Origin of the sequence: Variovorax paradoxus (assembly GCF_030815975.1) — a bacterium.
Classification (GTDB): domain Bacteria; phylum Pseudomonadota; class Gammaproteobacteria; order Burkholderiales; family Burkholderiaceae_C; genus Variovorax; species Variovorax paradoxus_N.
This window is the reverse complement of sequence record NZ_JAUSXL010000002.1, coordinates 1134108-1157204: the sequence shown is the minus strand read 5'-3', so window position 1 is coordinate 1157204 and position 23097 is coordinate 1134108. Positions and strand designations below refer to the sequence as shown.

Genomic DNA, 23097 nt, shown 5'->3' with positions numbered 1-23097 from the left:
CCCCGCGAAACGCGAGCACCGCAGGGCAGCCCGAAGGGCCGGCGCAGTGGGGTCGCACGGCCCGCACCGCATGCCGGGCGGACCTCACAAGGCGCACGAAACAAATGTTCGATCTAAGCATCCTCTTCCCCTCGATCCTGAACGGCCTCACGACAGGCGCCGTCTATGCCCTGATCGCGCTGGGACTCACCCTGATCTACGGCGTGCTCCACATCATCAACTTCGCACACGGTGCGAGCCTGATGCTGGCGCTGTACGCCGTCTACTTCCTCAAGGAGCGCTGGGGCATCGACCCCTACATGGCGCTGCCCATTGCCGTCATGGGCATGTTCGCGCTCGGCTACGCGTTGCAGCGCATCGTCATCAACCGCGCGGGCCACGGCAAGGACGAGAACATCCTGCTCGCCACGCTCGGCATCGCCATCGTCATGGAAAACCTCGCGCTGCTGTTCTTCAAGTCGGACACGCGCAGCATCGACACCGCCTATTCGCTCAGCACCGTCGCCATCGGCCCCGCGATGATCGCCGTGCCCAAGCTCGTGGCCTTCGCGGGGGCGCTCGCCGTCTCCGGCATCCTGTTCTGGATCATGGGCCGCACCGACCTCGGCCGCGCCATCCGCGCCGTCGCCAAGGAGAAGGAAGGCGCCAAGCTCATGGGCATCGACGTCGACCATGTCTATGCCATGAGCTTCGGCATCGGCCTGGCCTGCCTCGGCGCGGCGGCCTGCTTCCTGCTGCCGGCCTATTACGTCAACCCGCAGGTGGGCGGCGGCTTCGTGCTCGTGGCCTTCACCATCGTCGTGCTCGGCGGCATGGGCAGCTTCGTCGGTGCGCTCGTCGGCGGCTTCCTGGTCGGCGTGGTCGAGTCGCTCGGCGGGCTGTACCTTGGCGAATCGCTGGGGCAGATCGGCATCTTTGCGATCTTCATCGGCGTGGTGCTGTTCAGGCCCCAGGGCATGTTCGGAGCCAGGGCATGAGCAGCGCGCACAGACAACTCGCGGGCATCGCGCTCTTCGCGGTGCTGGCCGGCTGCGTGCCGCTCGTCACGAAGTCGGGCGTGACGCTGAACTTCGTGATGATGGCGCTCTACGCCACGCTCATCGCGCAGGCCTGGAACATCCTCGGCGGCTTCGGCGGCCAGTTCTCGTTCGGGCATGCGCTGTTCTTCGGCACGGGCGCGTACGTCCAGGCCATCGCGCAGCTGCAAGGCGGCATCAACGCCTGGGTCGCGCTGCCGCTGGCGGTGGCAGGCGCCGCGCTGGTCGGGCTCTTCGTCGGCGCGCTCAGCTTTCGCTACGGCCTCAAGGGCTCCTACTTCGCGCTCGTCACGCTGGCCTTCGCGGAGGTGTTCCGCATCCTCGCGCTGTCGGTCGACTTCACGGGCGGCGGCGTGGGCCTGATGGTGCCGCTACGCGAATCGGCGGCCAACCTGCAGTTCGCCTCGCGCGCCGGCTACCTGTGGGTGGTGCTGGCCATGGTGGTGCTGGCGCTGCTCGTCACCTGGTGGCTGCGCAACGGCCGCTTCGGCGCCTACCTGCAGGCCGTGCGCGACAACGAGGACGCAGCGCGCGCCGTGGGCGTGAACCCGTTTCGCGTCAAGCTCGCGGCCATCGGCCTCTCGGCCGCCTTCATGGGGGCGGCCGGCGCCTTCTACGTGCAGGTGTTCCAGTACATCGATGCCGGCATCGCCTACGGCCCGGCGGTGTCGGTCGAAGCGCTGGTGGCGGCCATCGTGGGCGGCATGGGCACGCTGTGGGGCCCGGTGCTGGGCGCGGTCGTGCTGCACCTGCTGTCGGACCTCACGCGCAACCTGTTCGGCGAGCTGCCGGGCATCAACATGGTGATCTACGGCACGGTGCTGGTCGTGATCGTGATCTTCCTGCCCCGCGGCGTCGCCGGGCTCGGGCTGTCGGTGCGGCAGCTGTGGAATGCGAAGCGAGGAGGTCGCCATGGCTGAGGCGCTGCTGGCCGTGCGCGGGCTCTCGCGTTCCTTCGGCGGACTCAAGGCCGTGCAGGACGTCAGCCTGTCGGTGAAGGAGGGCAGCCTGAGCGCGCTGATCGGCCCCAACGGTGCCGGCAAGACCACGCTGTTCGCGCTGATGTCGGGCTTCCTCAAGCCCGACAGTGGCACCGTGCGCTTCGCGGGCCAGGACATCGCGGGCCGCGAGCCTCACCGCAATGCGCTGCTCGGCATGACGCGCACCTTCCAGATCGTGAAGCCCTTTGCGGCGCAGACGGTGCGCGAGAACATCGCGGTCGGTGCGCACCTGCACCTGCGCGGCCGCCGCGAGGCGCTGGCGCATGCCGAGGCGGTGGCGCTGCGCGTGGGCCTTGCGCCGCAGCTCGGCAAGCCCGCCTCGGACCTCACGGTGGCCGGCCGCAAGCGGCTCGAACTGGCGCGCGCGCTGGCCACGCGCCCGCGCCTGCTGCTGCTCGACGAGGTGCTCGCCGGCCTCAACCCGCAGGAGATCGCCGAGATGATGCCGGTGGTGCGCGGCATTGCCGACAGCGGCGTGACCGTGCTGATGATCGAGCACGTGATGCAGGCCGTGATGCACCTGGCCGAGCATGTGTGGGTGCTGGCGCAGGGCCAGCTGATTGCCGAAGGCAGCCCGGCGCAGGTGACCTCCGACGACAAGGTCGTCGAAGCCTACCTGGGCCACGGCACGGCGGCGCGGCTGCGCAAGGCTGCTTCGGGAGCTGTCGAATGACCGCGTTGCTGGAGATTCAAGGCCTGCGCGGCGGCTACGGCCGCGTCGAGGTGCTGCGCGGCGTCGACCTGCAGGTGAACGCCGGCGAAATGGTCGCGCTGCTCGGCAGCAACGGCGCGGGCAAGTCCACGCTCAACAAGATGGTCTGCGGCCTGTGCCCCGCATGGAGCGGCAATGTGCGCTTCGACGGCAAGGACCTCAGCGGCGCGCACTACCGCGACGTGGTCAAGGCCGGCCTGATCCAGGTGCCCGAGGGCCGCAAGGTGTTTCCCAACCTCAGCGTGCTGGAGAACCTGGAGCTCGGCTCCTTCACGCGGGCGCGCGAGCGCCGTGCGGCCAACATCGAGAAGATGTTCCACATCTTCCCGCGGCTGCGGGAACGCATGGCGCAGCCCGCTGGCACCATGAGCGGCGGCGAGCAGCAGATGCTGGCCATCGCGCGCGGGCTCATGGCCGAGCCCGTGTTGCTGATCCTCGACGAGCCCTCGCTCGGTCTCTCGCCGCGGCTGGTGGAAGAGATGTTCACGCTGATCCGCGAACTGCGCGACGGCGGCCTCGCGGTGCTGCTGGTGGAGCAGAACGTGGGCCAGTCGCTCGAGATCGCGGACCGCGCCTATGTGCTGGAGAACGGCAGCGTGCGCTTTTCGGGCCTGCCCGCCGAGCTGCTCGGCAGCGACGAACTGCGGCGCGCCTACCTGGGGCTCTGAAGCCCGCTACCCATCGAGATACCGCCGATTCCCGGAGACAAGACACATGAAGAGACGCGACACCCTTCTTTTTCCACTGGCCGCCGCATGGGCCGGCAGCGCCTTCGCGCAGATCGGCAACGCGCCGGTGCGCATCCTCGTCGGTGCGCCGGCGGGCGGCTCGACCGACACGCTGGCGCGTTCGCTGGCCGTCAGCATGGGCCCGGCGCTGGGCCGCACGGTGATCGTCGAGAACAGGCCCGGCGCGGGCGGCAACATCGCGGCCGATGCCGTGGCCAAGGCCGCGCCCGACGGCAACACGCTGCTGATGAGCTTCACCAGCCACGCGATCAACGCCACGCTCTACCCGGCGCTGCCGTTCGACCCGGTGAAGGACTTCACCGCGCTCACGTGCGTGGCGACCTCGCCCTCGATCCTGGTCGCGCACCCGTCGGTGCCCGCAAAGGACGTGCGCGAACTCATCGCACTCGCCAAGGCGAAGCCGGGCCAGCTCAACTTTGCGATCGGCGCGGTGGGCTCGTCGCTGCACATGGCGGGCGAGGCCTTCAAGATGCAGTCGGGCGTCGACATCGTGAACATTCCCTACAAGGGCACCTCGCCCGCCGTGCAAGATGTGCTCGCCGGCCAGGTGCAGCTGATGTTCGCAGCCGTGGGCAACGTCAAGGCGCACATCCAGGCCGGCAAGCTCAGGGCACTGGGCGTGACCACGGCCAGGCGGCTTGCGGCCTTTCCCGACGTGCCCGCCATTGCCGAGGCGCTGCCGGGCTACGAGTCGAGCGCGTGGTTCGGCCTCTTCGGCCCGGCCCGCATGCCGGCGGACCGCATAAAGCAGATCGGCGATGCCGCGCGCCATGCGCTGCAGCAGGCCGACATGCGCCAGCGCCTCGACACCGAGGGCGCGATCCCGGTGGGCAACTCGTCCGAGCAGTTCTCCGCCTTCGTGCAGAGCGAGATCGTGCGCTGGGCCCAGGTCGTCAAGTTCTCGGGAGCCAAGCCGGAATGACCTTCAATGCTCCAGACCGCGCGCCGGCACAGACGCTGGCGCAGAAGCTCATCGCGCGCGCCAGCGGCCGCGCGCAGGTGGCGGTGGGCGAGATCGTGACCTGCGGCGTCGACATGGCCATGTTCCATGACTCCTCCGGCCCGCGCCGGCTGCAGCCGATGCTCGAGGAGCTCGGCGCGCAGATCTGGGACCGCTCCCGCGTGGTGCTTGTCATGGACCACTACGTGCCCGAGCGCGACGACGACTCGCGCCGCATCGTGCGCATTGCGCGCGACTGGGCGCGCGAGCAGCAGCTGCCGCACGTCTACGACAGCCAGGGCATCTGCCACGTGGTGGTGCCGCAGCACGGCCACATCCGCCCCGGCATGCTGTGCGTGGGCGGCGATTCGCATTCGCCCACGGGCGGCGCATTCGGCGCCTACATGTTCGGCATCGGCAGCACCGAGATGCTGGGCGTGATGGTCACCGGCGAGATCTGGCTGCGCGTGCCCGAAACCATCCGCATGTGGTGGGACGGCGCGCTTTCTGCCGGCGTGACCGCCAAGGACATGATGCTGCACATGATCGGCCGCTTCGGCATGAACGGCGGGCGCTACCAGGCGGTGGAGTTCGCCGGCCCGGCCGTCGCCGCGCTGTCGATGCAGGAGCGCATGACGCTCTCCAACATGAGCGCCGAGCTGGGCGCGCAGGCCGGCCTGATCGCGCCCGATGCCACCACCGCCGCGTTCCTCGCGCAAGCCGGCGCCCCGCCAGTCGACATGGCACCCTGGTTTACCGACGAAGGCGCCGCGCTCACGCACCACCGCTTCGACGCCGCCACGCTCGAGCCCTACGTCGCCGCGCCGCACAGCCCGGCCAACGCGCACGGCGTGAGCCGCTACCTGGGCACGCATGTCGACGTGGCCTACATCGGCGCCTGCACCGGCGCCAAGCTCGACGACCTGCGCGCCGCGGCCCAGGTGCTGCGCGGCCACAAGGTGGCGGCGGGCATCCGCCTGATCGTGGCGCCGGCCAGCCTGCACGACCAGGAGCGGGCGCGCGAAGAGGGCGTGCTGCAGGTGCTGATGGACGCCGGTGCCGAACTCTTCCCGACCGCCTGCGGCGCCTGCTCGGGCTACGGCGATCCGATGGGCGACGGCATCACGGTGATCTCGACCACGGCACGCAACTTCAAGGGCCGCATGGGCTCGCCGACCGCGCAGGTGTACCTGGGCTCGCCCTACACGGTGGCGGCGGCCGCACTGCGCGGCTGCGTGACCGACCCGCGCGAGGTGCTCGCATGACCGCGGAAAGCCTGCACCGCCTGCACCGCGTCTGGCGCCTGGGCGCCGATATCGACACCGATGCGCTCGCGCCCGGCCATGCGATGAAGCACGGCATCGATGTGATCGCGAAGCATTGCCTCGAAGCCGTGCGCCCCGATTTTGCGCGCGGGGTGCGCCCCGGCGATGTGATCGTGGCCGGTCCCAACTTCGGCATTGGCTCGTCGCGCGAGCAGGCTGCGGCCGTGCTCGTGCAATTGGGCGTGGCCGCGGTGATTGCCCCCTCCTACAGCGGCCTGTATTTCCGCAATGCCTTCAACGTGGGCCTGCTGCTCTTGACCTGCGCCGAAGCCGAGTCGCTGAACGATGGCGAGCGCATCGCCCTGGACACCACGGTGCCCGCCGTCGTCTCGCCTGGCGGCGCGCGGCTGGCCTGCGAGTCCGTGCCCGGATTCCTCATGGACATGGTCCGCGCCGGCGGATTGATGAACCAGTTACGCCAGCGTGGCGGCTCCCCGGACCCTCAGAAAGCAAGCAATGTCTGACCCTTCTTCCGCTGCGACGATCGACCCCGTCACGCTCGCCGTGCTGCGCGGCCGCCTCGAACAGGTGGCCGACGAGATGGACGCCACGCTCTACCGCAGCGCGTTCAACCCCATCATTGCCGAGGCGCACGACGCCTGCCACGGCCTGTACGACGCCACGACCGGCGACACGCTGGTGCAGGGCAAGTCGGGCCTGCCGGTGTTCGTGGGCGCCATGGCCTTCGCGGTGCGCGCCACCGCCAAGGCGGCCACGCCACGCGGCGGCATGAAGGAGGGCGACATCTGGATCAGCAACGACGCCTACGACGGCGGCACGCACGCCAACGACTTCAAGCTGGTCAAGCCCTTCTTCCGCAACGGCAAGCTGTATTGCTACATGGCCTCGGCCGCGCACTGGCACGACGTGGGCGGTGCGGTGCCCGGCAACTACAACCCCGCGGCCACCGAATGCTGGCAGGAGGCGGTGCAGATTCCGCCCGTGCGCATCGTGCAGGGCGGTGTGCTCGATGCCGACGTGCTCGCCATCCTGCAGGCCAACACGCGCCTGCCCGACAGCCTCTGGGGCGACCTCAACGGCCAGCTCGCCGCGCTGGAGCTCGGTGCCAAGCGGCTGCACGGCCTGCTCGACGAATACGGCGACGACCTGGTGCTGAATGCGCTCGGCGAGCTGCGCGGACGCGCGCTGCGCCTCATGCGCTCGCACATCGCCTCGCTGCCCGACGGCCGCTACAGCTTCGAGGACGTGCTCGACAACGACGGCATCGTCAACCAGCCGCTGACCATCGCGCTCGACATGACGGTGGCCGGCGACCGGCTCACGCTCGACTTCTCGCGCACCTCGCCGCAATGCGCGGGGCCGGTGAACATCTCGCGCGCCACGGCGGTCGCGGCCTGCTACGTCGCGCTCAAGCACCTGTTCCCCGACGTGCCCGCGAACGCCGGCGTGCTCGACGCGGTCGACTTCGTGATTCCCGACAAGCTGGTGATCAGCGCCGAGCGCCCGCGCCCGGTCGGCGGCTACACCGAGACCATCTTGCGCATGATCGACGTGATCTTCAGCGCCGCCGCGCGGGCCGACCCCACGCGCGCCGTGGCGCAGGCCTACGGCACCATCAACGCGCTGTCGATCGCAGGCCACCGCAGCGACAAGGGCCGCGAAGGCCAGCGCTGGGTGATGTTCAGCTTCTTCGGCGGCGGGCACGGCGGCCATTCGGGCGGCGACGGCCTCTCGCACGGCAACGCGCCGATCTCGACCGCGACGATCCCGCCGCTCGAAATCCTCGAGGCCGCCTACCCCGTGCGCTTCACCGAGTGGTCGCTGCGCGCCGACTCGGGCGGCGATGGCAGACATCGCGGCGGCCTCGGCGCCGTCTACGAGATCGAGCTGCTCGAAAAGGACGCCGAGGTGTTCGTCTTCGGCGAGCGCGGCACCTCGCCGCCCAAGGGCATCGCGGGCGGCGGCTCGGGCGCCCTCAACGTGTTCCGCTACGAGAACGCGGGCGCGTGGCACACGCCGCCCATGGTGTCGAAGATGCGCGGCATTCAGCTCGCGCGCGGCGAGCGCGTGCGGCTCGAAACGCCCGGCGGCGGCGGCTGGGGCCGTGCCAGCGAGCGTCTCTCGTCGCAACGCGCCGCCGATGCCGCGATGGGCTACGTCACCGACAGCAAGCAGAAAGCACCCGAATGACTCCCACAGGCAATTCTCTCGTCGTCGGCGTTGATGTCGGCGGCACCTTCACCGACCTGTTCGTGCTCGACGAAGCCAACGGCAGCGCGCGCATCGTCAAGGTGCCCTCCACGCGCGGCGAGGAAGCGCGCGGCTTCATGAACGGCGTGGCGCGCGTGGCCGACTCGGCGGCGGCCATCGCCACCATCGTGCACGGCACCACCGTCGGCACCAACGCGCTGCTCGAACGCAAGGTGGCTCGCACCGGCATCATCACCACGCGCGGCTTTCGCGACGTGCTCGAGATGCGCCGCCGCGACCGGCCCGAGACCTGGGGCCTGCGCGGCAGCTTCGTGCCGGTGGTGCCGCGCGACCTGCGCCGCGAAGTCGACGAGCGCGTGCTGGCCGACGGCACGCTGCACACGCCGGTCGACCTGGACCAGGTGCGCGCCGAAGCACGCTCGCTGCTCGAAGCGGGCTGCGAGGCGGTCTGCGTGTTCTTCATCAACACCTACGCCAACGCCGAGAACGAACGGCTTGCCGTGGCGGCCGTGCGCGAGTTGTGGCCCAACCCGCACGTCACCTCGGCCAGCGAAGTGCTGCCCGAGATCCGCGAGTTCGAACGCTGCTCGACCGCGACGCTCAATGCGGCGCTGCAGCCGGTGGTCGGCAGCTACCTCGGCCGCCTCGAAGCCGACCTGCGCGCGCAGGGCTTCGCGGGCGAGCTGCTGGTGGTGCAGAGCAACGGCGGCGTGATGTCGCGCCAGACCGCGAGCGACCTGCCGGTGCGCACCGCGCTCTCGGGCCCGGCGGCCGGCGTGATCGCCTGCGCGGCCATCGCGCGCGCGGCGGGTTTTCCCAACGCGATCACGGGCGACATGGGCGGCACTTCGTTCGACGTGTCGCTGGTGGCCAACGGCGAGGCCGCGCTGGCCGCGCAGACCGCCATCGAGTTCGGCATGGTGATCCGCTCGCCGATGATCCAGATCGAGACCATCGGCGCCGGCGGCGGCTCCATCGCTTCCGTGGATGCGAGCGGCATGCTGCAGGTCGGCCCCGAGTCCGCCGGCAGCGTGCCGGGGCCGGCATGCTACGGGCGCGGCAACATGCGCCCGACCGTGACGGATGCGAACGTGCTGCTCGGCCGCATCGCCGCCGACCGGCCGCTGGGTGGCGGGCTGCTCGCGGCGCTCGATGCGCAGAAGTCGCGCCAGGCAATCGAGGTGCACGTCGCGCGCCCGCTGGGCCTCGACGTGCACGCCGCGGCCGAGGCGATCCTGACCGTGGCCAATGCGCGCATGGCGGGCGCAATCCGCCTCGTGTCGATCGAGCGCGGGCACGATCCGCGCCGCTTCGCCTACATGCCCTTTGGCGGTGGCGGCGCGTTGCATGTGTGCGCGATGATGCGCGAGGTGGGCGTGGCCACGGGCATCGTGCCGCGCTATCCCGGCGTGACTTCGGCCCTCGGTTGCGTGATCGCCGATATGCGCCACGACGCGGTGCAGACCCTCAACAAGCCGCTCGCCGAACTCGACGTGGCCGACTTGCAGCGTCGCATCGACGAACTCTCGGCGGCGTGCCAGCAGCGGCTCGACTCCTCGGGCGTGCGCTTCGACGAAGTGCGCGAGGTGATCGCGCTCGATATGCTCTATGCGGGCCAGACGCACACGCTGCCCGTGGTGCTGGCCGATGCAAGCAGCACGCCGATCACCGCGCCATCCATCCGTGCCGCATTCGAGGCCAGCTACAGCGCCGCCTTCGGCCGGGTGCTCGACGGCATCCCGATCCGCGTGATGAACCTGCGCTACGCGCGCATTGGCGTGCGGCCCAAGTTCGACCTGAAGGTGCTGGCGCCCGAAGGGCAGGGCAGCACCGCGCCGCTGGGCATGCAGCGCGTGTTCCACCACGGCCAATGGCACGAGGCCGTGCGCTACGCGCGGCTCGAACTGCCGGTGGCTGCGCGCATCGAAGGGCCTGCGATCCTCGAGCAGGCCGACACCACCGTGTGGCTCGAGCCCGGCTTCCATGCCGAGGTCGACGCGCACGGCAACCTGCTGGTGAGGCGGTCATGAGCGCAACGACGAAACCGATCGCGGCGAAGACGGCGCTGGTCGTCATCGACCTGCAGAACGATTTTCTCGATGCCAAGGGCGCCTACGCGCGCGGCGGCGACACCAACCTGCCCGCACTGCTGCTGCCGGTGCGCGTGGCCGCGGTGGCGCGTGCGCTCAAGGCGGCCGGCGGCCTGGTGGCCGCGAGCCAGTTCACGCTGTGGCCTGATGCAGCCGGCGAGCCGATGGTGTCGCCGCACCTGAAGGCGCTGCGCCCCTATCTGAAGAAGGGCGACTTCGCGCCCGGCAGCTGGGGCCAGGCGAACGTCGATGCGCTGGCCGGGCTCGTCGACGTGGCGGTCAGCAAAGTCGCGTACTCGGCCTTCTTCAACACCCAGCTCGACTGGGTGCTGCGCCGCGCGGGCATCGACACCGTGGCCGTGTGCGGCATCGTGACCAATGGCGGCGTGGCCAGCACCGTGCGCGACGCCCACATGCGCGACTACCGCACGCTGGTGCTGGCCGACGGCTGCGCGGCCTTCGGCGAAGAGCGCCACCAGACCTCGCTGGCCGACATGCGCAACGTGGCCGAGGTGACCGACTGCGCGGCGTTCACTGCATCGCTCGCATGACTGGAAGCCCCTCGCGCCTCATCCGCCGCGCGGCGCAGGCCGAGGCCGACGTGCATGTGCCGGTGGCCATCGTCGGGGGCGGCGCCTGCGGGCTCACGGCCGCGCTGATGCTGGCCGATGCGGGCGTGGACTGCGTGGTGCTCGAGCGCGACGCGCTGCCGAGCGGCTCGACCGCGCTGTCCTCGGGCTTCATTCCCGCGCCCGGCACGCGCACGCAGCGGGCGCACGGCGTGCAGGGCGACAGCGCCGAGCGCTTTGCCACCGACATCCAGGCCAAGGCCCACGGCCGCGCGGCGCCTGCGCTGGTCGAGGCCTACGCAGCCTCCATCGGCCCGGCGCTCGATGCGCTGCAGGAGCGGCACGGCCTGCAGTGGATGCTGCTCGACGGCTTTCTCTACCCGGGCCACAGCGTTCATCGGATGCATGCGCTGCCGCAGAAGACCGGCGCATCGCTGATGGCGGCGCTGCAGGCGGCCGCCGAGGCGGCGGGCATTCCGGTGCTGGCAGAGGCGCTGGTCGACACGCTGGTGCTCGACGGCGAAGACTGCGTGATCGGCATCGAGTATGTGCGCCCCGACGGCGGCCGCGAGACCTTGGCGTGCGACGCGCTGCTGCTCGCCTGCAACGGCTTCGGCGGCAATGCGGAAATGGTGCGCGCGCTGCTGCCCGAGATGGCCGAGGCCAGCTTCGGCGGCCACGCCGGCAACGACGGCAGCGCCATCCTCTGGGGCGAAGCGCTGGGCGCGCGCTTGCGTGATCTTGGCGGCTACCAGGGCCATGGCTCGTGGGTCACGCCGCAGGGCGCGCTGATGTCCTGGGCCGTGATGATGGAAGGCGGCGTGCAGATCAACCGCGAAGGCCGGCGCTTTCACGACGAGACAGAGGGCTACTCGGAAGCCGCCGTGCATGTGCTCGCGCAGCCGGGCGGCATTGCGTGGAACGTGTTCGACGCGCCGCTGCTTGCACTGGCGCGGGGCTTTCCTGATTTCTGCGAGGCCGAAGCGGCGGGCGCGCTGCGCCGCTGCGAAACGGTGGCCGCGCTGGCGGACTGCATCGGCTGCGAGCCTTCGATGCTGCAAGCCACGCTCGATGCCATGCGCGCCGGCACGCCGGCACCCGATGGCCGCGTGTTCGCGCGCGCACTCGAAGCGCCGTACTTCGCAGTGAAGGTCACGGGCGCGTTGTTCCACACCCAAGGCGGCCTCGACACCGCGCCCGACATGCGCGTACTGCGGCACGACGGCACGCCCTTTCCGAATCTGCTTGCCGCCGGCGGCGCGGCTGGCGGCGTCTCGGGCGATGCGGTCTGGGGCTATCTCTCCGGCAACGGCCTGCTGAGCGCGGTGGCCGGCGGCTACATCGCGGCACGCACCGCTGCCGCACTGATCCAATCGACGAAAGCGTCCAAATGACGAACCCCTCCCTCAAGACCCGGCTCGCGCGCAAGGACATCGTGCTCGCGCCCGGCGTGTACGACGCGCTCAGCGCACTGGTGGCCGAGCAGGCCGGCTTCGAGGCGCTGTACCTCTCGGGCGCCTCCATTGCCTACACGCGCCTGGGCCGCTCCGACATCGGCCTCACCACCTTCACCGAGGTGGCCGACACGCTCGGGCGCATCACCGAGCGCGTGAGCCTGCCGGTGATCGTCGATGCCGACACCGGCTTCGGCAACGCGCTCAACACGCAGCGCACCGTGCGCGGCTTCGAGCGCGCGGGTGCGGCGATGGTGCAGATCGAGGACCAGACCTTTCCCAAGCGCTGCGGCCACCTCGACGGCAAGGCCGTGGTGCCCGAGCGCGAGATGATCGGCAAGCTCAAGGCCGCGCTCGATGCGCGCGTGTCGAGCAATACGCTGATCCTCGCGCGCACCGATGCCGTGGCCGTCGAAGGGCTGGAGGCCGCGCTCGACCGTGCCGAGGCGTACCTGGCCTGCGGCGTGGATGCGCTCTTCATCGAGGCGCTGCGCTCGCCCGCGCAGATGGATGCCGCCTGCCAGCGCTTCGGCGAGCGCGTGCCGCTGCTGGCCAACATGGTCGAAGGCGGCAAGACGCCGATCCAGGACGCCGATGCGCTGCAGCAGCATGGCTTTCGCATCGCGATCTTTCCGGGCGGCACGGCGCGCGCGGTGGCGCACACGCTGCAGGGCTACTACGCGAGCCTGCACCAGCACCGCACCACGCAGCCGTGGCGGCCGCGGATGCTGGACTTCGACGCGCTCAACGAGGTGATCGGCACGCCGGAGCTGATGCGCACCGGCCAGAAGTACGACTGACGAGCCGCGGACACGGCGCGCTCAGCGCAGCACCCGCACCAGCTCGTCGTACACCAGCCGCACCCGTGCCGGCACCGGCGCGCGCTGCGGGCGGTAGACGTGGATCGGCCAGGGCTCGGGCGCCTCGGCCTCCAGCACGGGCAGCATCGCGCCTGTGCGCAGCCACGGTTCGGCCAGCGGCCCGATCAGTTGCCCGAAGCCGACGCCCGCGAGCACGGCGGCGCATTCGGCATCGATGCTGTCGGTCACGAAGGCGGGCGAGGACACCGTCACCACCCGCCGCCTGCTGAACGCCCACGGCCAGGGGCGGCCCGAGCCGCGGTCGATCAGCGCGGTGAGCGGCAGCGCCGAAAGCGCGTCGAGGCCCTGCGGCCGGCCCACTCTGTCGATCAGCGCCGGCGCCGCCACCACATGCAGCGCCATCCTGCCGACGGCGCGCGCCACGAAGCGCGCATCGCGCATCGGCCCGACGCGCACGCCGATGTCGATCTGCTCGTCGACCACGTCGGCATGCTGCTCCGACAGGCGCAGGTCGAGCACCAGCCCGGGGTGCGCCGCCAGCAGTGGCGCCAGCGCCTGCGGAATGAGCCGGGCATACACATGCGGCGCCGCGACCCGCACCGTGCCCGCATGCTGCGACAGCGTGCGCCGGTCGATCTGATGGAACAGTTCGTCGACGCTGCCCACCGCCACGCGGGCGCGCTCGGCGAGCTGCCGGCCGAAGTCGGTGAGCCGCACGCCGCGCGTGCTGCGGTGGAACAGCGGCTCGCCCAGTTCTTCCTCGAGTTCGCGCACCGCGCGCGTCACCACCTGCGGCGAGACGGACAGGCGCGCGGCGGCCTCGCGGAAGTTGGCGGCAGCGGCGGCGGTGCAGAACACGCGCAGGGCTTCGAGACGGTTGGCCACGGTGATGCTTTCAAGAGGAGGTGCGTTCCAGATTGGGGAATTCTGAAGTCGCCAGAGTTTCATTTACGGGAATGCGTGGATTTTCCACACTGTGTGCACTTCTTCTTCAACACACGCCAAAGGAATTTCCATGACATCCGTTCAAGACAACATCCGCGGCAAGGTCGCCATCGTCACCGGCGCGAGCAGCGGGCTGGGCGAATCGACCGCGCGCCACCTGGCCGCGCGGGGCGCCAAGGTGGTGCTCGCGGCGCGGCGCACCGACCGCCTGGACAAGGTCGTCGCCGACATCCGCGAGGCCGGCGGCGAGGCCATCGCCGTGGCCACCGACGTGGCCCGCCGCGCCGATCTGGAAAAGCTCGCCGCCGCCACCGTCGAGGCCTTCGGCCGCATCGACGTGCTGGTCAACAACGCGGGCGTGATGCCGCTGTCGCCGCTCGACAAGCTCAAGGTCGACGAGTGGGATCGCACCATCGACGTCAACATCAAGGGCGTGCTCTACGGCATTGCCGCGGTGCTGCCGCGCATGCAGGCGCAGGGCAGCGGCCACATCGTCAACGTGGCGTCGATCGCGGGGCTCAAGGTGTTCACGCCGATCGGCACCGTCTACAGCGCGACCAAGCATGCGGTGCGCGCCATCTCCGAAGGGCTGCGCGTGGAAATGGGCAACAGCGGCGTGCGCGTGACCATCGTCTCGCCCGGCGCGGTGGAGTCGGAGCTGAAGTTCGGCAGCACCGACGCCGAGAGCGCGGCCGGCGTGAAGGCGTTCTACGAAGCCAACCAGATTCCCGCCGATTCGGTGGCGCGCGCCGTGGTCTATGCCGTGGAGCAGCCCGCGGACGTGGACATCAACGAGGTGGTGCTGCGGCCGGTGTCGCAGGAGTTCTGATCCGGCAGAGCGGGGCATGGCGGCCCCGCCGCGCTTCCATTAACCTTCAATCGCAGAAGGTCATTGACAGCCCAAAGTGCAAAGCCCTGCAAAATAGAACGACCGTTCGTTTTATTCCGGAGCTTCCACGATGTCTGTCAATGCCGTTCCCGCCAAGCCGGTCCGCGCCGCCCAGAAGGGCCAGCAGACCAAGGCCGTGATCGTCGACGCCGCGCTGGCGCTGGCGGCGCAGATCGGGCTCGAGGGCCTGTCGATCGGCGCGGTGGCCGAGCTCACCAAGATGAGCAAGTCGGGCGTCTTCGCCCACTTCGGCTCGCGCGAGGAACTGCAGATCTCCGTGGTGCGCGAGTATCACGCACGTTTCGAGCAGGAGGTGTTCTTTCCCGCGCTCGAGGCGCCGCGCGGCCTGCCGCGCCTGCGCGCCATGTTCGCCAACTGGATGAAGCGCACCTCGGCCGAGATCGACTCGGGCTGCATCTACATCAGCGGCGCTTCCGAATTCGACGACCGTCCCGGCCCGGTGCGCGATGCGCTGGTGGAGTCGGTCAGCATCTGGCAGGCGGCCGTGCTGCGCGCCATCGTGCAGTCCAAGAGCGAGGGCCACTTGCGTGCCGATGCCGACGAGCGGCAGCTCGCCTTCGAGATCCACGGCCTGATCCTCGCGCTGCACTACGAAGCGCGCTTCCTGCAGGTGCCGGGCTCCATCGGCCGCGCGAACGTCGGCTTCGACAACATCCTTGCGCGCAGCGCCACGCCCGATGCGCCGCCCGCCGAAGCCGCGGCGCCGGCCAAGCCCGCCGCCTCCCGCCGGCTCAAGCCGGTGCGCTGACCGGCCCTTTTTCCCCTTTTTCTTTTTCCCTTCAGTTTTCGACCAGGAGAGTCCCGGATGCCTACCTACAACCCACCCGTACGCGACATGCAGTTCGTGCTGCACGAAGTGCTCAACGTCGCCGACGAACTCAAGGCGCTTCCGGCCCATGCCGAGACCGATGCCGACACCGTCAACGCGGTGATCGAGGAAGCCGGCAAGTTTGCCGCCGAGGTGACCTTTCCGCTCAACATCAGCGGCGACGAAGAGGGCTGCACGCTCGACAAGACCACGCACGAAGTCAAGACGCCCAAGGGCTTCAAGGACGCCTACGCCAGGTACGTCGAAGGCGGCTGGCCCGCGCTGTCATGCGACCCGGCCTTCGGTGGCCAGGGCCTGCCCTTCGTGGTGAACCAGTGCCTGTTCGAGATGCTCAACAGCGCCAACCAGGCCTGGACCATGTATCCCGGCCTCTCGCACGGCGCCTATGAGGCGCTGGTGGCCCACGGCACCGAAGAACAGAAGAAGACCTACCTGCCCAAGCTCACGAGCGGCGAATGGACCGGCACCATGTGCCTGACCGAGCCGCACTGCGGCACCGACCTGGGCCTCTTGCGCACCAAGGCCGAACCTCAGCCCGACGGCAGCTACCGCATCACCGGCAGCAAGATCTTCATCTCGGCCGGCGAGCACGACATGGCGGACAACATCATTCACCTGGTGCTGGCCCGCCTGCCCGATGCGCCCAAGGGCAGCAAGGGCATCAGCCTGTTCGTGGTGCCCAAGTACAAGGTCAAGGCCGACGGCTCGCTGGGTGAACGCAACCCGATCTTCTGCGCCGGCCTGGAGCACAAGATGGGCATCCACGGCAACGCCACCGCGCAGATCGTGATCGAAGGCGCCACCGGCACGCTGGTGGGCGAGCCCAACAAGGGCCTGCAGGCCATGTTCGTGATGATGAACGCCGCGCGCCTGGGCGTGGGCAACCAGTCGCTCGGCCTGACCGAAGTGGCCTACCAGAATGCGCTGGCCTACGCGAAAGACCGCACGCAGATGCGCTCGCTCTCCGGCGTGAAGGCCAAGGACAAGGAAGCCGACCCGATCATCGTGCACCCCGACGTGCGCAAGATGCTGCTCACCGCCAAGGCGTATGCCGAAGGCGGCCGCGCGCTGCAGATCTTCTGCACGATGCTGCTCGACAAGGAGCACCACCACCCCGACGAGAAGGTGCGCAAGGACTCGGGCGAACTGGTGGCGCTGCTCACGCCCATCGTCAAGGCCTTCATCACCGACAACGGCCACATCGCAACCAACGCCTGCATGCAGGTGTTCGGCGGCCACGGCTTCATCAAGGAATGGGGCATGGAGCAGTTCGTGCGCGACAACCGCATCAACATGATCTACGAGGGCACCAACACCATCCAGTCGCTGGACCTGCTGGGCCGCAAGGTGCTGGGCAACAACGGCGCCTCGCTCAAGAAGTTCGGCAAGCTCGTGGCCAGGCTGGTGGAAGAAGAGGGCGTGAACGAGAAGATGGCCGAGTTCATCAACCCGATCGCGGGCCTGGGCGACCAGCTCACCAAGTTCACGACCGAGATCGGCTTCAAGGGTTTCCAGAACCCCGACGAAGTGGGCGCCGCCGCGGTCGACTACCTGCGCGTGGCCGGCCACTTCGTGTTCGGCTATCTGTTCGCCCGCATGGCGCAGGTCGCGCTGCGCCAGATCGCGAGCGGCAACACCGACCCGTTCTACGTCGCCAAGCTGCAGACCGCGCGCTTCTACTTCGCCAAGCTGTTCCCCGAGACCGCAACGCTGATGCGCACCGCACGCGCCGGCAGCAAGGTGCTGATGGATACCGATGCGGCGCTGGCCTGAGGCCTTCGTCCTTTCTCATCGTCCAAACGGGAGCCGTTCATGAAATCGACGCTTGCAGCCATTGTTCTTGCCGCCACCTGCGTCATCGCCGCCGCCCAGACCACGCCCGTGGGGCTGTGGCGCAACGTCGACGACAAGACCGGCGAGGCCAAGGCCGAGATCCGCATCGGCGAGGCGAATGGCGCGCTCATCGGCCGCATCGAGAAGTCGCTGAGGAAGGACGCCAAGCCCGACGCGATCTGCGATGAATGCAGCGACGACCGCAAGGGAAAGCCCATCACCGGGCTCGACATCATCCGCGGCGGCAAGAAGGCCGAGGGCAAGGACGTCTGGGAAGGCGGAAAGATCCTCGACCCCGAGAACGGCAAGGAATACCGCGCGAGCTTCACGCCGATCGAGGGCGGGAAGAAGCTAGAGGTGCGTGGCTACCTAGGGCCTTTCTGGCGCACTCAAACCTGGAACCGCATTCCTTGACCCACCCCCGTAGCTGCTCACTTCGTGTAGCCGCCTCCCCCTCAAGGGGGCAACACCGGTGGCCCGGCAAAGCCGGTTCCACGGTGTTCCCCGAATTAACACAACACTTCAAAGCCCAGTTATGTCTCGATTCCAAGTGAAGAAAGTCGCCGTGCTCGGCGCCGGCGTGATGGGTGCGCAGATTGCGGCCCACCTCGTCAACGTGCGCGTGCCTGTGGTGCTGTTCGACCTGGCCGCCAAGGACGCGACCGGAGCTGTCGCTCAAGGTGCGGCGAAGAACGGCATCGTCGCGCGCGCCATCGACAACCTCAAGAAACTCAAGCCCGCGCCGCTCGGCGACGTGGCCGATGCGGTGCTCATCGAGCAGGCCAACTACGACGACGACCTCGCCAAGCTCGGCGAGTGCGACCTCATCATCGAAGCCATTGCCGAGCGCATGGACTGGAAGCTCGATCTCTACAGGAAGATCGCGCCGCACGTCGCCAGGCATTCGATCCTGGCCTCGAACACCTCGGGCCTGTCGATCACCAAGTTGAGCGAGGCATTGCCCGAAGCGCTGAAGCCGCGCTTCTGCGGCATTCACTTCTTCAACCCGCCGCGCTACATGTTCCTGGTGGAGCTGATCAACACGCCGACCACCGAGCCGCAGGTGCTCGACGATCTCGAGGCCTTCGTCACCCGCACGCTCGGCAAGGGCGTGGTGCGCGCGCACGACACGCCCAACTTCATCGCCAACCGCGTGGGCATCGCCGGCATGCTGGCCACGCTGAAAGAGGTCGAGAAGTTCGGCTTGACGCCCGACGTGGTGGACGACCTCACCGGCAAGAAGCTGGGCCGCGCGAGCTCGGGCACCTTCCGCACGGCCGACGTGGTGGGCCTGGACACCATGGCCCACGTCGTGAAGACGCTGCAGGACAACCTCGATGCAGAGACCGACCCGTTCTACGCCAACTTTTCGACGCCGCCGGTGCTTGCCAAGCTGCTCGAGATGGGCAACCTGGGCCAGAAGACCAAGGCCGGCTTCTTCAAGAAGGTGGGCCGCGACATCCTGCGCTTCGATCTGCAAAGCGGCGAATACGTACCCGCCGGCGCGAAAGCCGACGAGGTGTACGGCCGCATGCTCAAGAAGCCAGCGGGCGAGCGCCTGAAGCTCTTGCGCGAAAGCGAAGGGCCGCAGGGCCAGTTCCTCTGGGCGATTTTGCGTGACAGCTTCCACTACGCGGCCGTGCACCTGGCGACCATTGCCGAAAGCGCGCGCGACGTGGATTTTGCGATGCGCTGGGGCTTCGGCATGAAGCAGGGCCCGTTCGAGCTCTGGCAGGAAGCCGGCTGGGCGCAGGTCGCCCAATGGGTGCAGGAAGACATCGACGCCGGCAAGGCGCTGAGCACGGTGCCGCTGCCCAAATGGGTGTTCGAAGGCGCCGTGGCCAAGGCCGGCGGCGTGCACACGCCGGAAGGTTCGTGGAGCGCGTCGCAGGGCCAGTTCGTTCCGCAGCGCAAGCTGCCGGTGCATGAGCGCCAGTTGTTCCCCGAGAGCGTGCTCGGCGCGAATGCGGCCGACGCCAACACCGCGGGCAAGACGATCAGCGACGAAGGCGACGTGCGCGTGTGGACGCTCGATGGCGAGGTGCTGATTGCCAGCATCCACTCGAAGATGCACGCCATCAGCCCCGATGTGGCCGAAGCGCTTGGCGCTGCGGTCGACCTTGCCGAAGCCGAATACAAGGGCCTGGTGATCTGGTCGCCCGACGAGGTGTTCTCGGTCGGCGCCGACCTGCAGGCGATGCTGCCGGCCTTTGTGGTCGCGGGCATCGGCGCCGTCGAAGGCGCGGAAGAAGAACTGCAGAACGTGATGCTCAAGATCCGCTATGCGAGCGTGCCGGTGGTCTCCGCCATGCGCGGCATGGCGCTGGGCGGCGGCTGCGAGCTGGCCGTGTATTCGTCGAAGCGTGTGGCGGCGATGGAAAGCTACATCGGCCTGGTCGAAGTCGGCGTGGGCCTGATTCCCGGCGCCGGCGGCCTGACGTACATCGCTCGCCGCGCCGCGGAGAACGCAGCGGCCTCCACAGGCACCGACCTGCTGCCGTTCCTGACTGAAGGCTTCACCGCAGCGGCGATGGCCAAGGTCGGCACCGGCGCGCTCGATTCGAAGAAGCTCGGCTACCTGCTCGACAGCGACGTGATCGTGCCGAACAAGGACGAACTGCTCTACGTGGCGCTGCAGCAGGCCAAGGCCATGGCCGACGCGGGCTACCGCCCGCCGCTGCGACGCACATTCCGCGTGGCCGGCCGCAGCGGCGCCGCGACGATCAAGGGGCAGCTCGTGAACATGCGCGACGGCGGCTTCATCAGCGCGCACGACTTCCACATCGCGAGCCTGATCGCGAACGTGGTGACCGGCGGCGACGTGGATGCGGGCTCGCTAGTGACGGAGGAATACCTGATGACGCTGGAACGCAAGGCGTTCTGCTCGCTGATCGTGCATCCGAAGACGCAGGAGCGGATCATGGGGATGCTGAGCACGGGGAAGCCGGTGCGCAACTGACCAGGCCCAGACCATGAAAGAGGACGCTGGCATGTCTGGTCCCCTCTCCCGCGAGCGGGAGAGGGCTAGGGTGAGGGCAAGAGCATTGCGCGAAGCCCCCACGGACGCCGAGTCCCTCCTCTGGTACCACCTGCGCGACCGCCGCCTTGCCAATTTCAAGTTTCGTCGTCAACGTCCGATCGGTCCGTATTTCGCAGACTTTGCATGCCTCGAAGCGAAGCTGATCGTCGAACTGGATGGTGGGCAGCATGTGGAAGCTGCGGCATATGACGAGAACCGGACACGCTTCATGGAGGCGCAGGGCTATCGCGTCCTCCGGTTCTGGAACAACGAAGTGCTGACGCAGACGGATGCCGTTCGCGAACGGATCCTGCAGGCGCTGCAGGAAGACAACCCTCACCCCAGCCCTCTCCCGCAAGCGGGAGAGGGGGCAAGACAAGATACAAGGACTGAAGAGAAGCCATGAAACAGATTCAAGACGCCTACATCGTCTCCGCCACCCGCACCCCCATCGGCAAGTCGCATCGCGGCTACTTGCGTAACTACCGGCCCGACGACCTGCTCGCGACCACGCTCAAGGCGGCGCTCGCCGCCGTGCCTGGCCTCGACCCCAAGGCCATCGAGGACATCATCTGCGGCTGTGCGATTCCCGAATCGCAGCAGGGCCTGAACGTGGCGCGCATCGGCGCGGTGCTCGCCGGTTTGCCGACCAGCATCGGCGGCATCACCGTGAACCGCTTCTGCGCATCGGGCCTGTCGGCCGTGCAGATGGCTGCGGACCGCATTCGCGTGGGCGAGGCCGACGTGATGATCGCGGCCGGCGTCGAGAGCATGAGCATGGTGCCGATGATGGGCAACTCGCCGTCGCTGTCGCCTTCGATCTTCGAACGCGAGGGCGACGTGGGCATTGCCTACGGCATGGGCCTCACGGCCGAAAAAGTGGCGCAGCAGTGGAAGGTGAGCCGCGAGGCGCAGGATGAATTTGCACTCGCCTCGCACCAGAAGGCACTGGCCGCGCAGAAGGCCGGCAAGTTCACGGGCGAGATCACGCCCATCGAAGTGACCGACCGCACGCCGGACCTTGCCACCGGCGAGTCGATCGCGAAGACTCGCACCGTGAACCTCGACGAAGGCGCGCGCCCCGACACCAGCCTCGAAGGCCTGGCCAAGCTGCGCACCGTGTTCGCCGCGCGCGGCACCGTGACGGCCGGCAACAGCTCGCAGACTTCCGACGGCGCGGGCGCGCTGATCCTCGCGAGCGAAAAGGCCGTGAAGCAGTACGGCCTCACGCCGCTCGCGCGCTTCGTGAGCTTTGCCAGCAAGGGCGTGCCGCCGCACATCATGGGCATCGGCCCGATCGAGGCCATTCCGGCCGCGCTGCGCTATGCGGGCCTCAAGCACGAGGACATCGACTGGTTCGAGCTCAACGAGGCCTTCGCGGCGCAATCGCTCGCGGTGATCAACACGCTGGGCCTCGATCCGAGCAAGGTCAATCCGATGGGCGGCGCCATTGCACTGGGCCATCCGCTCGGCGCGACGGGCGCGATCCGCGCGGCGACGGTGGTGCATGCGCTGCGCCGCGAGAACCTGAAGTACGGCATGGTCACGATGTGCGTGGGGATGGGACAGGGCGCCGCAGGCATCTTCGAGCGCGTGTAGGGCGGCTACTGCGCGGGCGATCTGCGGCGTTGCGGGGCCCGTCGGGAAATCCTCACGACCCTGAAGGTCGCTCCGGTTTCCCGCCACCCGCGCCTTGCATCTCATCCCGCTCGCTACGCCGGGAAGATTGCGGCCGATGGTTCATAAAAGCGAAGGAGACAACTTCATGCAGACGCAACAGCTCCCGGTCGACGACGGCGTGCAAGTGGCCGTGCGTCGCTACGAGCCGGCCGGCGAAGCCCGTGCCAGCATCGTGATCGGCGGCGCGATGGGCGTGCGCCAATCGTTCTACGAACCCTTCGCGCAGTGGCTCGCGCAGCAGGGCCTGCGCGTCTGGACCTTCGACTACCGCGGCTCGGGCGATTCGCGCAACGGCGCCTCGCTGCGCGGCTTCGAGGCCGACCTGTTCGACTGGGCGCGCGACTACGAAGCGGTGATCGACGCCGCCAAGGCCGCGCTGCCCGAACAGCCGCTCTACCTCGTCGGCCACAGCCTGGGCGCGCAGCTGCCGGGTTTCCTGCAGCGGCCCGGGCAGGTCGATGGCCTCGTCAGCATTGCGGCCGGCAGCGGCTACTGGCGCGAGAACGCGCCGAAGCTCAAGCGCAGCATCCTCTACTTCTGGTTCGTGCTCGTGCCGCTGGCCACGCGGCTGTGCGGCTACTTTCCGGGGCGCCGGCTCAAGAAGGTGGGCGACCTGCCGCGCGGCGTGATCCTGCAGTGGCGGCGCTGGTGCCTCCATCCGCGCTACAGCGTGGGTGCCGAAGGCGAACTCGCCCTGCAGAGTTACGGGCGCGTGCGCTTCCCGGTGCTTGCGCTGTCGATCACCGACGACGAACTCATGACGCTTGCCGGCACCGAAAGCCTGCTGAGCTTCTATGCCGGCGCGCCGCGCGCCATGGAGCGCATTGCGCCGGCCGACGTGCAGGCGCGGCGCATCGGGCACTTCGGTTTCTTCCGCGAACAATTCAGCCAGAGCCTGTGGCCGAGCATGGTCGACAAGCTGCACCGGCTGGCCGCGCTTACCGCAGTGCAGCAAGCCGGCGTCCCGCACACGACTGCGTGACGCCATCCATCGGAGGCACACTGCAGTTC

Annotated in this window: 21 protein-coding genes; 20 read left to right on the top strand and 1 reads right to left on the bottom strand. The window is 68.8% G+C overall.

Annotation, left to right across the window (positions count from 1 at the left end; genetic code table 11):
- Positions 1-104 precede the first annotated feature (104 nt).
- Genes QFZ47_RS09205 through QFZ47_RS09150 form a run of 12 tightly spaced genes read left to right on the top strand, consistent with a single transcriptional unit; the run spans position 105 to position 12849 of the window.
- A complete protein-coding gene (locus tag QFZ47_RS09205) occupies positions 105-977 on the top strand; it encodes a branched-chain amino acid ABC transporter permease (protein ID WP_307655352.1) in 873 nt (290 codons plus the stop codon).
- Entirely contained in the window at positions 974-1957 is a 984-nt protein-coding gene (locus QFZ47_RS09200; RefSeq protein ID WP_307655351.1) for a branched-chain amino acid ABC transporter permease, read from the top strand. Before QFZ47_RS09205 ends, QFZ47_RS09200 begins: the two co-directional genes overlap by 4 nt.
- The gene (locus tag QFZ47_RS09195) at positions 1950-2711 is read left to right on the top strand and encodes an ABC transporter ATP-binding protein (protein WP_307655350.1); all 762 of its coding nucleotides are present in this window, start codon (positions 1950-1952) and stop codon (positions 2709-2711) included. Before QFZ47_RS09200 ends, QFZ47_RS09195 begins: the two co-directional genes overlap by 8 nt.
- The gene (locus QFZ47_RS09190) at positions 2708-3418 is read left to right on the top strand and encodes an ABC transporter ATP-binding protein (RefSeq protein WP_307655349.1); all 711 of its coding nucleotides are present in this window, start codon (positions 2708-2710) and stop codon (positions 3416-3418) included. The genes QFZ47_RS09195 and QFZ47_RS09190 overlap by 4 nt, the downstream gene beginning before the upstream one ends.
- A 46-nt stretch (positions 3419-3464) precedes the next feature.
- The gene (locus tag QFZ47_RS09185; protein ID WP_307655348.1) at positions 3465-4421 is read left to right on the top strand and encodes a tripartite tricarboxylate transporter substrate binding protein; all 957 of its coding nucleotides are present in this window, start codon (positions 3465-3467) and stop codon (positions 4419-4421) included.
- Positions 4418-5704, top strand: coding sequence for a 3-isopropylmalate dehydratase large subunit (locus QFZ47_RS09180; protein WP_307655347.1), 1287 nt, complete (start codon positions 4418-4420; stop codon positions 5702-5704). The genes QFZ47_RS09185 and QFZ47_RS09180 overlap by 4 nt, the downstream gene beginning before the upstream one ends.
- The gene (locus QFZ47_RS09175; protein WP_307655346.1) at positions 5701-6228 is read left to right on the top strand and encodes a LeuD/DmdB family oxidoreductase small subunit; all 528 of its coding nucleotides are present in this window, start codon (positions 5701-5703) and stop codon (positions 6226-6228) included. Before QFZ47_RS09180 ends, QFZ47_RS09175 begins: the two co-directional genes overlap by 4 nt.
- Positions 6221-7915, top strand: a complete 1695-nt coding sequence (locus QFZ47_RS09170; RefSeq protein WP_307655345.1) for a hydantoinase B/oxoprolinase family protein — start codon at positions 6221-6223, stop codon at positions 7913-7915. The genes QFZ47_RS09175 and QFZ47_RS09170 overlap by 8 nt, the downstream gene beginning before the upstream one ends.
- Positions 7912-9966 (top strand): hydantoinase/oxoprolinase family protein, encoded by a 2055-nt coding sequence (locus QFZ47_RS09165; protein ID WP_307655344.1) that lies wholly within the window; start codon positions 7912-7914, stop codon positions 9964-9966. Before QFZ47_RS09170 ends, QFZ47_RS09165 begins: the two co-directional genes overlap by 4 nt.
- Entirely contained in the window at positions 9963-10577 is a 615-nt protein-coding gene (locus QFZ47_RS09160) for a cysteine hydrolase family protein (RefSeq protein ID WP_307655343.1), read from the top strand. The genes QFZ47_RS09165 and QFZ47_RS09160 overlap by 4 nt, the downstream gene beginning before the upstream one ends.
- Positions 10574-11989, top strand: a complete 1416-nt coding sequence (locus tag QFZ47_RS09155) for an FAD-dependent oxidoreductase (RefSeq protein WP_307655342.1) — start codon at positions 10574-10576, stop codon at positions 11987-11989. Before QFZ47_RS09160 ends, QFZ47_RS09155 begins: the two co-directional genes overlap by 4 nt.
- Entirely contained in the window at positions 11986-12849 is an 864-nt protein-coding gene (locus QFZ47_RS09150) for an isocitrate lyase/PEP mutase family protein (protein ID WP_307655341.1), read from the top strand. Before QFZ47_RS09155 ends, QFZ47_RS09150 begins: the two co-directional genes overlap by 4 nt.
- 21 nt (positions 12850-12870) lie before the next feature.
- Here QFZ47_RS09150 and QFZ47_RS09145 read toward each other — a convergent pair whose 3' ends face one another.
- On the bottom strand, positions 12871-13755 hold the full coding sequence (locus QFZ47_RS09145) for a LysR family transcriptional regulator (RefSeq protein ID WP_307655340.1): 885 nt from the start codon (positions 13753-13755) through the stop codon (positions 12871-12873).
- Between the two features lie 130 nt (positions 13756-13885).
- On the opposite strand from QFZ47_RS09145, the gene QFZ47_RS09140 reads away from it, so the two are divergent.
- From QFZ47_RS09140 to QFZ47_RS09105, 8 genes are all read left to right on the top strand, one after another.
- On the top strand, positions 13886-14644 hold the full coding sequence (locus QFZ47_RS09140; protein ID WP_307655339.1) for an SDR family oxidoreductase: 759 nt from the start codon (positions 13886-13888) through the stop codon (positions 14642-14644).
- A gap of 130 nt (positions 14645-14774) precedes the next feature.
- A complete protein-coding gene (locus QFZ47_RS09135; RefSeq protein WP_307655338.1) occupies positions 14775-15473 on the top strand; it encodes a TetR/AcrR family transcriptional regulator in 699 nt (232 codons plus the stop codon).
- Positions 15474-15530: 57 nt separating this feature from the next.
- Positions 15531-17327: an acyl-CoA dehydrogenase C-terminal domain-containing protein gene (locus QFZ47_RS09130; protein ID WP_307655337.1), complete on the top strand. Its 1797-nt coding sequence runs from the start codon at positions 15531-15533 to the stop codon at positions 17325-17327.
- A gap of 39 nt (positions 17328-17366) precedes the next feature.
- A complete protein-coding gene (locus tag QFZ47_RS09125; protein ID WP_307655336.1) occupies positions 17367-17801 on the top strand; it encodes a DUF2147 domain-containing protein in 435 nt (144 codons plus the stop codon).
- A 121-nt stretch (positions 17802-17922) separates the two neighbouring features.
- Positions 17923-20346, top strand: coding sequence for a 3-hydroxyacyl-CoA dehydrogenase/enoyl-CoA hydratase family protein (locus QFZ47_RS09120; protein ID WP_307655335.1), 2424 nt, complete (start codon positions 17923-17925; stop codon positions 20344-20346).
- Positions 20347-20359: 13 nt separating this feature from the next.
- The gene (locus tag QFZ47_RS09115; RefSeq protein WP_307655334.1) at positions 20360-20812 is read left to right on the top strand and encodes an endonuclease domain-containing protein; all 453 of its coding nucleotides are present in this window, start codon (positions 20360-20362) and stop codon (positions 20810-20812) included.
- The gene (locus QFZ47_RS09110; RefSeq protein ID WP_307655333.1) at positions 20809-22005 is read left to right on the top strand and encodes an acetyl-CoA C-acyltransferase; all 1197 of its coding nucleotides are present in this window, start codon (positions 20809-20811) and stop codon (positions 22003-22005) included. The genes QFZ47_RS09115 and QFZ47_RS09110 overlap by 4 nt, the downstream gene beginning before the upstream one ends.
- A gap of 166 nt (positions 22006-22171) precedes the next feature.
- Positions 22172-23068 carry an alpha/beta hydrolase family protein gene (locus tag QFZ47_RS09105; protein ID WP_307655332.1) on the top strand — a complete coding sequence of 299 codons (897 nt, stop codon included), beginning with the start codon at positions 22172-22174 and terminating at the stop codon, positions 23066-23068.
- Positions 23069-23097: the final 29 nt, after the last annotated feature.

Coding starts and splice junctions, on each gene's coding strand:
- QFZ47_RS09205 (WP_307655352.1), top strand. CDS start 105: ATGTTCGATCTAAGCATCCTCTTCCCCTCGATCCTGAACGGCCTCACG.
- QFZ47_RS09200 (WP_307655351.1), top strand. CDS start 974: ATGAGCAGCGCGCACAGACAACTCGCGGGCATCGCGCTCTTCGCGGTG.
- QFZ47_RS09195 (WP_307655350.1), top strand. CDS start 1,950: ATGGCTGAGGCGCTGCTGGCCGTGCGCGGGCTCTCGCGTTCCTTCGGC.
- QFZ47_RS09190 (WP_307655349.1), top strand. CDS start 2,708: ATGACCGCGTTGCTGGAGATTCAAGGCCTGCGCGGCGGCTACGGCCGC.
- QFZ47_RS09185 (WP_307655348.1), top strand. CDS start 3,465: ATGAAGAGACGCGACACCCTTCTTTTTCCACTGGCCGCCGCATGGGCC.
- QFZ47_RS09180 (WP_307655347.1), top strand. CDS start 4,418: ATGACCTTCAATGCTCCAGACCGCGCGCCGGCACAGACGCTGGCGCAG.
- QFZ47_RS09175 (WP_307655346.1), top strand. CDS start 5,701: ATGACCGCGGAAAGCCTGCACCGCCTGCACCGCGTCTGGCGCCTGGGC.
- QFZ47_RS09170 (WP_307655345.1), top strand. CDS start 6,221: ATGTCTGACCCTTCTTCCGCTGCGACGATCGACCCCGTCACGCTCGCC.
- QFZ47_RS09165 (WP_307655344.1), top strand. CDS start 7,912: ATGACTCCCACAGGCAATTCTCTCGTCGTCGGCGTTGATGTCGGCGGC.
- QFZ47_RS09160 (WP_307655343.1), top strand. CDS start 9,963: ATGAGCGCAACGACGAAACCGATCGCGGCGAAGACGGCGCTGGTCGTC.
- QFZ47_RS09155 (WP_307655342.1), top strand. CDS start 10,574: ATGACTGGAAGCCCCTCGCGCCTCATCCGCCGCGCGGCGCAGGCCGAG.
- QFZ47_RS09150 (WP_307655341.1), top strand. CDS start 11,986: ATGACGAACCCCTCCCTCAAGACCCGGCTCGCGCGCAAGGACATCGTG.
- QFZ47_RS09140 (WP_307655339.1), top strand. CDS start 13,886: ATGACATCCGTTCAAGACAACATCCGCGGCAAGGTCGCCATCGTCACC.
- QFZ47_RS09135 (WP_307655338.1), top strand. CDS start 14,775: ATGTCTGTCAATGCCGTTCCCGCCAAGCCGGTCCGCGCCGCCCAGAAG.
- QFZ47_RS09130 (WP_307655337.1), top strand. CDS start 15,531: ATGCCTACCTACAACCCACCCGTACGCGACATGCAGTTCGTGCTGCAC.
- QFZ47_RS09125 (WP_307655336.1), top strand. CDS start 17,367: ATGAAATCGACGCTTGCAGCCATTGTTCTTGCCGCCACCTGCGTCATC.
- QFZ47_RS09120 (WP_307655335.1), top strand. CDS start 17,923: ATGTCTCGATTCCAAGTGAAGAAAGTCGCCGTGCTCGGCGCCGGCGTG.
- QFZ47_RS09115 (WP_307655334.1), top strand. CDS start 20,360: ATGAAAGAGGACGCTGGCATGTCTGGTCCCCTCTCCCGCGAGCGGGAG.
- QFZ47_RS09110 (WP_307655333.1), top strand. CDS start 20,809: ATGAAACAGATTCAAGACGCCTACATCGTCTCCGCCACCCGCACCCCC.
- QFZ47_RS09105 (WP_307655332.1), top strand. CDS start 22,172: ATGCAGACGCAACAGCTCCCGGTCGACGACGGCGTGCAAGTGGCCGTG.